Here is a 7,770-nt window from a genome sequence, read left to right as displayed (position 1 = left end):
AAACCTGTATCTTGATGGCATTTGCACTTTCTCCATAGAAGTATTTCAACGGTAAGTAAATTCTTGATTATCAAATAGTTAAATTGATTATAATCGATTAATATGGCGCTCTTTACGGGCGCCTTTTTTGTTGCTCAAGTATCGTTGATAATCGTTGCTAAGCCTTTTTACGCCATTTTTTGTACCTCCTGTGTACCTCACAAGCCCAAAGTCGGGTTTACTGCCTGCCAGATGGTGGACAACCTGGAACGCCCTGGAACGCTGTGGTACGCAATGAAACAGATTTGGCGAACTAAAAAGATAATTAAAATGGCTAGTAACATTGAAATTCAAAAGAAATGCGAGTGGTGTGGCACTATTTTTACCGCCCACAAGATCACTACCGCATACTGTTCACACAGGTGCGCAAACCTCGCATACAAAGATCGAGTTAGAAAAAAACGAATTCAAGAATTCCACTTAAAACATGATGCAGAATTAAAACCCAATTCTGAAAAAGAGTTCTTAACCCCTACTGAAGTTGCCGCATTTTTAGGTGTAGGCCGTACCTCAATTTATCGGTATATCAAAAACGCGAAAATCAAAGCGGTCAGATTTGATGGGAAAACTCTTGTACGGCGTTCTGATATTGATAAGATGTTCGACTACATTATTGCTTCCAATAATGAGAATAAGCCCAAAGAGAAAACCCCAATATCAGATTTCTACACCACAGCTGAAGTCAAGGAAAAGTATGGCGTAAAGGATTCCTGGATATTTCACATCGCTAAGGAACATAATATTCCACGAACCTTTCAACGTGGGAAAACCTATTGGAGCAAAAAGCATGTTGATGACTACTTTGCGAAGAAAGCTCCCGATCCCGAAATCAAGGAATGGTACAGCACGCAAGACATGCAGGAGAAGTTCGGCATGACACTAACGGCCATCTATTCTTTTGTATCAAAGAATGCCATTCCCAAAAAGAAAGCCGGAATCATGGTGTACTACTCCAAGAAGCATGTGGACATTGCCAAAGGTCTCATAGCTCCCGAAGAGCCCAAATACTACACCATTGCCGAAGCTATGGAGCGATTCAATCTGACACGGGATCAACTCTACCATTATGTGAAATACCATAATATTCCCCGCATCAAGGTCGGTAAATATACCAAGATCCTGCGGGCAGAGCTGAACAAGTTCTTTGAGCCTCCAAAGATAGAATGAGGCAAAAGTTATTTTCCGGTGATAAATACCACCATCATAACACCTATTTTATTTGCAACAAAAACAAGTATTAATCAAAAAACAATATAGCTATGACACTTACATGCACCAACGTAACTTTGAGACAAAAGCCATTGCGTAACGACCGCATATCTCTTTATCTGGATTATTACCCGGCCATCCGCAATCCTTATACGATGAAGATGAGTCGTCGGGAATTCCTCGGCATCTACATCTATGCCAAACCCAAGAACGAGCAGCAAAGAATGTTCAATCAGGACATGCTGAACAAGGCAGAGGCAATCCGCTGTATCCGTGTCCAGTCGCTTATCAATGAAGAATTTGGGTTCCTGGACAAGAACAAGCAAAAGGTAGATTTCCTCGCCTACTTCCGAACAAAGGCACGGGAAAAGTATGAGAAATGGGATTGCGTTTACAACCACTTCGAGAAATTTGTCGGTGGCAAATGCACCTTTGGCGATGTCACCGTGGAACTGTGTGAGAAGTTCAGGGATTACCTGCTCAAATGCAAACAGATCAATCATCCCAATGCCTACATCTCACGCAATTCGGCAGCCGGCTATTATTCAACTTTCCGAGCCTTGTTGAAAATAGCCTATAAAGAGAAGATGCTGCGTGAGAACTTGAACGACTTTTTGGAAAAGATTGAATGGAAAGAGGTCAAGAAAGAGTATCTGACACTTGATGAAGTCAAGAAACTGGCCGCTACACCCTGCAAGATTCCAGTCTTGAAACAGGCCTCCCTGTTTGCCTGCATGACCGGTCTCCGTATCAGTGATATTCTGAAGCTGGATTGGCGTGATTTTGAGGTTGGCCCGGATCAAGGCTACTACATCCGTATCTGCACCGAAAAGACTGAAACCGAGGCCACCCTCCCCATCAGTCAGGAGGCACTGGAGTTGTGTGGCGAATGGGGTACTGGAAAAGTTTTCAAAGGCTTAACCCGCTCCATGACTCATCATCCACTGAAACAATGGATTGCCGAAGCCGGAATCAGAAAACACATAACCTTCCACTGCTTTCGTCATTCATACGCCGTCATCCAAATCTCCTTAGGTACAGATATTTACACTGTGTCGAAGATGCTGACGCATAAGAATGTCACCACTACTCAAATCTATGCTGATTTGGTTAATTCTAAGAAACGCGAGACGGCGAATAAGATTTCGTTGAAATAACATTGAGTATTGTAACATAAGAAGAGTCCGACTAGGTTTTACTCCCATGTCGGACTCTTTTTTATTCTATTGTGGCATAGATGGCATAGAAATAAGTACCATATCGAGGACAAATGCTGCCACTTTCTTGGATTTATAACATGGTATCTATTAAATGACATATATTTGCGCACAAACAATTAGCAAATATCACTATGAATCAGAAAAGTATAGAACATATAGCACTTTATTCCCTTGTATTGGTAGGTACTCTTGTTATTGGTGTTTTAGCTCGGCAGTTTGTTTTATCCAAAGGCGTTGACGATTTCAGTAGTAGTGTTGCATTTTTTGCGACAGTAATTGTCTTGATGGCGGTCTATGCCAGTTTACAGACAACTTTCAATCAGTTTCTGTTGCCACGCATAGAAGCTTTTCTATTGCGTTTCTCTGCTTTTCAAACGATGAAAAATTACAATAACACCATTTCTGTCCCGGAAGCCATTATAATCGAAGATTCAAATCAGGCTATCCCCAATGTCATTGAGTCTGCTCCTATTGCTGAAGAAACAATCTCTAAACCTTCAGAATATGAAATTATGCGAACCAATTCTATCGCAAAAAAGAATCGTGCTATTCAAGCCAAATTGGAAAAGGTCATTAGCTATACGAAGCAAACAATGGTTGCCTATATGAATGAAGAGGATCTCAACCGTCTATGTGCATATGTCGCAGAGTATAGCTCAGGCGATACCTTACAAAAGATATCGCCTGTAAAGGTTGACTCTCAACTAAAAAGTATTGATATTATGCACTTTGGTTGGAACATTGGCAAGGCTTTTGGTAGAAAGCGTATTCATACTGCAACTTTCATCAAGAGTGTCTTTGCCCATACCCTTCGCGACTTGGAAATTTCAACTATTGAGCGCAAAATGTCGCATACAGAATCCGCGTGCAAAATTAAACTGGATAAAAGAGTTGCATTATAGCAATACTATCAGACATTATCCATTGCATCCCAGTAGTCTATATCCGTTTTCATGACTTTAAGGAGTTCCTCTGTTTGCAATCCCCTGAATTGTTTCCATTAGTTTATCCAAACTTTATAATCAAGAGTTGGGATAACTGTCTTGATATTAACAAGTGCTATCAGCTGTCCAATTGGAGTCAATTGAATTTGGGATAAACAATTGTTCTCACAAGATTTTATCAAATTATAAAATGTAGGTGCATTTACTTTAAATTCATTATCCATAACATCGTAAGCTACGTCTTTTAGAAATGGATATGTCTTCAATGTCCCTTTATAGAATTGGTTTGTAATTGCGTAATCTTTACTTAACACTCCCAAATATTCGAGATACTTTATATTTATATCTGATAATTCAAAAATATTATTTGACACTTTTTTGATTAATTGTCCCCAATTCTCAAACTCAGTATATTTGGTATATGCGAAATTAAAAACTTTATACATCATTTGGTGGAATGTCAGAAAAGATATATGTTCAGTATTTAGTTTAGGTACAATATTCGTAGCTTCTCCACATGTTAATGAAAGCATGTCATTAGAATCTGTAGAAATTCTTTGAACTATCAAAGCTGACAATATTTCCGGATTAGCTTTTTCTCCTTTCCGTGCGCTTGACTTCATAATATCATTAAACATATATTGTACATCTGGTTCTGCAATTCTGTTCATATCTATTTTATCACTATTGCGAACAAACGCTTCTTTCAGTTCCCCGACAAACTTTTTTACGTTTTCTTCTGCTGTGCGGGCTGCAATTTCTTGAAGTTTAGGGAAATTGTTCTCAAACAGAATAGTAAATACCCGCTCCACTTCAGTAAAACTCATTCCAACATTAACATCTCTACCTGCTTGAACTGCTAAAGCATTTTCCGCAACCTCTTGTTTTAGTTTATCTGCCATACTACTACCATTTATTCATTATTGATATTAATGTCCCGACCTGCTTGAATTCCTATAGAATTATTTTTTACTTTTTGCTTCATAACACCAGATTTATCTTTTCTCTTATTTCGGGTAAATAATAATCCTATTAAAGTAGCTGATAATGTAAGAGATGTTACCAACGGCTCCCAACCTCGGTCATTGATAAGCCATAGTATTGTTCCTATCAGGGCAATGGAATTGATAAGAATTAAAATAAAATTAACCATAAGTACATTTTGATGTATTAAGTTTACAAAGATAGTTATTTATTGGAAACAAATGTACTTAAATTCCTTATAATCATTACTAATCACCACAAAAAGTTATCTCACAGTTATATTCCGGTGATGTTTTCCACCATCAAAACACCAATTTCCTTTGCCAGCGAACAATTAAAAACGAGTACGTATGGCAAACGAACAAATCACTTTTGATAAGCTACCGCAGGCGGTAGGTTATCTCACAGAACAGATGGAACAAATCCGGCAAATGGTAGCAGCACTGCAACCACAAACTTCTTCAGACAAGCATCGTCTTGTTGAAATTGACGAAGCCTGTAAAATTACACGTAAGGCAAAGCCTACTATTTACACGCTTGCGCGTAAAGGACTGATTCCAGCTTACAAACGAGGTAAGAAACTCTACTTCTATGAAGATGAGCTGCTGCAATGGATTGAGTCCGGGCGCAAGCAGATGCAGGCAATGTCGCTCCAGGAACAGGCAGCGGAGATAGTACATGGGGCGAAACGCAAACCAAAGGGAGGTTATAACTTTTGATCTGCATGGCTATGGAAACCTCCAAATTAACAGCAGAAGGTATTATCGGCGAGGCTGTGCGCATCGGAGCCAAGATGTCCGGCGGTGAGTTCCCGATAGAAATCTTTCCTATCAGGATCCAGCGTATCATCAGCAGTTTGCACGATTGTCAGGGCTATCCCGTGGATTATGTCGCTGCGGCTATCCTTGCGGCCATTGCTGTGGGGATTGGCAACTCCCATCTGGTGCAGGTGAAGCGCAACTGGCTGGAAAGTCCCATTCTGTACATGGCACTGATTGGTCGCCCTGGGGCCAATAAGAGTCATCCGCTTAGTTTCGCTTTCCAGCCATTCATTGAACATGACTATTGTCAGAATCAGGAGTATCAGAAGTTGTATGCCGAGTATGAACGCACTATGTCCATGAGTAAGAAGGAACGCATGGAAGCCGGTTTGGATGAGTTTCCGCAGGCTCCCGTGCGCAGACGCTTTCTTGTTTCGGATATCACTCCCGAAGGATTGAGCCTGATACACGCCCAGAATCCTAGAGGACTCTGCCTTTGGTCGGACGAGCTATCTGCCTGGTTCAAGAATTTCAACCGTTACAACAACGGTTCGGAAGAACAGTTCTGGCTTTCAGTGTTCAATGCCAAGCCTACGATTTCCGATCGCAAGAGTACGCAAAGTTCCATTTTTATCAGACGTCCCTATATCTCCGTTATCGGTACCATCCAAAAGAAAATTCTAGGCGAACTGGTCAAGGGCGAGCGTTCGAGTAACGGTTTTATTGATCGTATTCTTTTCGTGATGCCTGAATCTGTCTTGAAAAGCAGATGGAACGACCGGGAAACTCCTGAAGAACTGGAAATCCAGTGGCAACAGATTATCGATAAGCTGATCGCACAAGATTGTCCGCATGACGAGAATAATGAGTTGCAGTCTCAATGCCTGCCATTTGATGAAGACACCAAGCAACGGCTTTACGGTTGGCAGCATGAAAATGCCCGCCAATGTGATATGGAAACCAATGATGCTTTGGTAGGTATTTACTGCAAACTGGAAATCTACATTATCCGGTTTTGTCTGATTATACAGCTTGCCCGATGGACTTGCGGAGAGTGCGATAAGACTACGATTGACCTTGAAAGCGTGAACCGTGCCATCCTGCTGGCCGAGTATTTTCGGACAACAGCCGTAAAAGTGCAGACTGCCGTCAGTCAGGAACAGTTGAGCGAATTGCACCGTAACATATACCTGAATCTGCCTCACAGATTTACAACGGCAGAAGGTATCAGCATTGCTGAAAGTTACGGGATGAAAGAGCATGCTTTCAAGATGTTTCTAAAACGCCATATCGGAACATTATTCAGAAAAGAGAATCATGGAGAATACAGTAAATAAACCTGTTACTATGCACATTTTCGCAACCGAGGGGTTTGTGAAGTTGCGAAAATGTGCATAGTAACATCCAAACAGAAAGAAAAATGAACTACAGATTCACATTAGAACCATACAAAGGTGTCAGCACCCGGCACACATGCCCGAACTGCCACCGTAAAAGTTGTTTCGCCAAATACATCGATACGGAAAAACAAATCAGTTTTCCCGATTATGTAGGGCGATGCAACCATGAACAGAAATGCGGCTACAACTATACGCCCAAAATGTATTTTGACGAGAACCCGATGGCCAAGGAACGATTGAGCGAAGAGTTTGTGCCGATGTCAAAGCCACGCATCAGTCTGCCTCCTGTGCCTTCATTCATTGAGCCGGAAATCATGAGGAAGTCCCTAAAGCTGTATCACACGAACAAGCTGTTTCAGTTCCTGAGTTTCCATTTCGGGCAGGAGGCTACCGAAGAGCTGATGTTACGCTACCATGTGGGAACCTCGAAGCATTGGCCGGGAGCTACAGTCTTCTGGCAGGTGGATATTTCCGGACAGGTACGCACCGGAAAAGTGATGCTCTACAATCCCGAAAACGGGAGACGGATTAAAGAGCCGCACAACTACATCACGTGGGTACATTCCCTTTTGAAGAAAGAGAATTTCAACCTCCGGCAATGCCTATTTGGTGAACATCTTTTGTCCTCCGACCAGCAGCGTCCGGTTGCCCTGGTGGAGAGTGAGAAAAGCGCTTTGATATCCAGCTTCTATCTGCCGCAATACCTCTGGATTGCTTCGGGCGGAAAGAACGGAGCATTCAATCGGAATGCCATGAGCGTATTGAGAAACCGACGTGTCCTGCTCTTCCCCGACCTGGGGGCGACCGACTATTGGAATAGTAAAATGGAGATGATCCGGAGCCTGGGAATAGAAGTTTCTCTCTTCGATTTTATGGAAAGAAACGCAACAAAAGAAGAACGGGATGCAGGTTATGACATCGCCGATTTTCTGCTGAGAGAAGAGACAAAGGACGCAATTTTCAATCGTCTTATCACGTTGAATCCGGCCTTGAAAACGCTGGTCGAAACTTTCGATTTACAGCTTGTCAATGTGGAGAAAGCACCGCTTTCAGCAACGGTTCAATATACTCGGAAAGGACTTTTCAAACGATGACTGTCAGATGTCTAATTCACTTCTTTTTCACTGGAGCAAGTTTATGCCGGTGTATTACATTTCCCGGCCACTTGCTCACCTCAAAAGAAGGTGAGACGGCTCCCGATGGTCACAATTAT

At 41.9% G+C, this 7,770-nt stretch carries 8 protein-coding genes; 6 read left to right on the top strand and 2 right to left on the bottom strand.

Going from position 1 to position 7,770, the window contains the following annotated elements:
* The first annotated feature begins 309 nt into the window (after positions 1-309).
* From M3085_RS13760 to M3085_RS13750, 3 genes are all read left to right on the top strand, one after another.
* Positions 310-1,206 carry a helix-turn-helix domain-containing protein gene (locus tag M3085_RS13760; protein ID WP_249053321.1) on the top strand — a complete coding sequence of 299 codons (897 nt, stop codon included), beginning with the start codon at positions 310-312 and terminating at the stop codon, positions 1,204-1,206.
* Positions 1,207-1,298: 92 nt separating this feature from the next.
* Positions 1,299-2,405 carry a site-specific integrase gene (locus M3085_RS13755; protein WP_035449428.1) on the top strand — a complete coding sequence of 369 codons (1,107 nt, stop codon included), beginning with the start codon at positions 1,299-1,301 and terminating at the stop codon, positions 2,403-2,405.
* Between the two features lie 194 nt (positions 2,406-2,599).
* On the top strand, positions 2,600-3,370 hold the full coding sequence (locus M3085_RS13750; protein WP_249053319.1) for a mobilization protein: 771 nt from the start codon (positions 2,600-2,602) through the stop codon (positions 3,368-3,370).
* 98 nt (positions 3,371-3,468) lie between these two features.
* Here the strand turns inward: M3085_RS13750 and M3085_RS13745 are convergent, their stop codons facing one another.
* Both M3085_RS13745 and M3085_RS13740 read right to left on the bottom strand, forming a co-directional pair.
* Positions 3,469-4,314 (bottom strand): LPO_1073/Vpar_1526 family protein, encoded by an 846-nt coding sequence (locus tag M3085_RS13745; RefSeq protein WP_249053318.1) that lies wholly within the window; start codon positions 4,312-4,314, stop codon positions 3,469-3,471.
* 11 nt (positions 4,315-4,325) lie between these two features.
* Positions 4,326-4,565, bottom strand: a complete 240-nt coding sequence (locus tag M3085_RS13740; protein ID WP_235340353.1) for a hypothetical protein — start codon at positions 4,563-4,565, stop codon at positions 4,326-4,328.
* Positions 4,566-4,746: 181 nt separating this feature from the next.
* Between M3085_RS13740 and M3085_RS13735 the strand changes: the two genes are divergently transcribed.
* The 3 genes from M3085_RS13735 to M3085_RS13725 all read left to right on the top strand — a co-directional run bounded on the left by M3085_RS13735 (position 4,747) and on the right by M3085_RS13725 (position 7,651).
* Positions 4,747-5,115, top strand: a complete 369-nt coding sequence (locus tag M3085_RS13735) for a helix-turn-helix domain-containing protein (protein WP_057280807.1) — start codon at positions 4,747-4,749, stop codon at positions 5,113-5,115.
* Positions 5,116-5,126: 11 nt separating this feature from the next.
* Entirely contained in the window at positions 5,127-6,494 is a 1,368-nt protein-coding gene (locus M3085_RS13730; protein ID WP_249053320.1) for a DUF3987 domain-containing protein, read from the top strand.
* 83 nt (positions 6,495-6,577) lie between these two features.
* The gene (locus M3085_RS13725; protein WP_249053317.1) at positions 6,578-7,651 is read left to right on the top strand and encodes a DUF6371 domain-containing protein; all 1,074 of its coding nucleotides are present in this window, start codon (positions 6,578-6,580) and stop codon (positions 7,649-7,651) included.
* Positions 7,652-7,770 lie beyond the last annotated feature (119 nt).

The organism is Bacteroides caecicola (assembly GCF_023337095.1).
GTDB classification, from domain to species: Bacteria; Bacteroidota; Bacteroidia; order Bacteroidales; family Bacteroidaceae; genus Phocaeicola; species Phocaeicola gallinarum.
The sequence above is the reverse complement of the archived record's forward strand: the minus strand, read 5'-3'. Positions and strand labels throughout refer to the sequence as shown.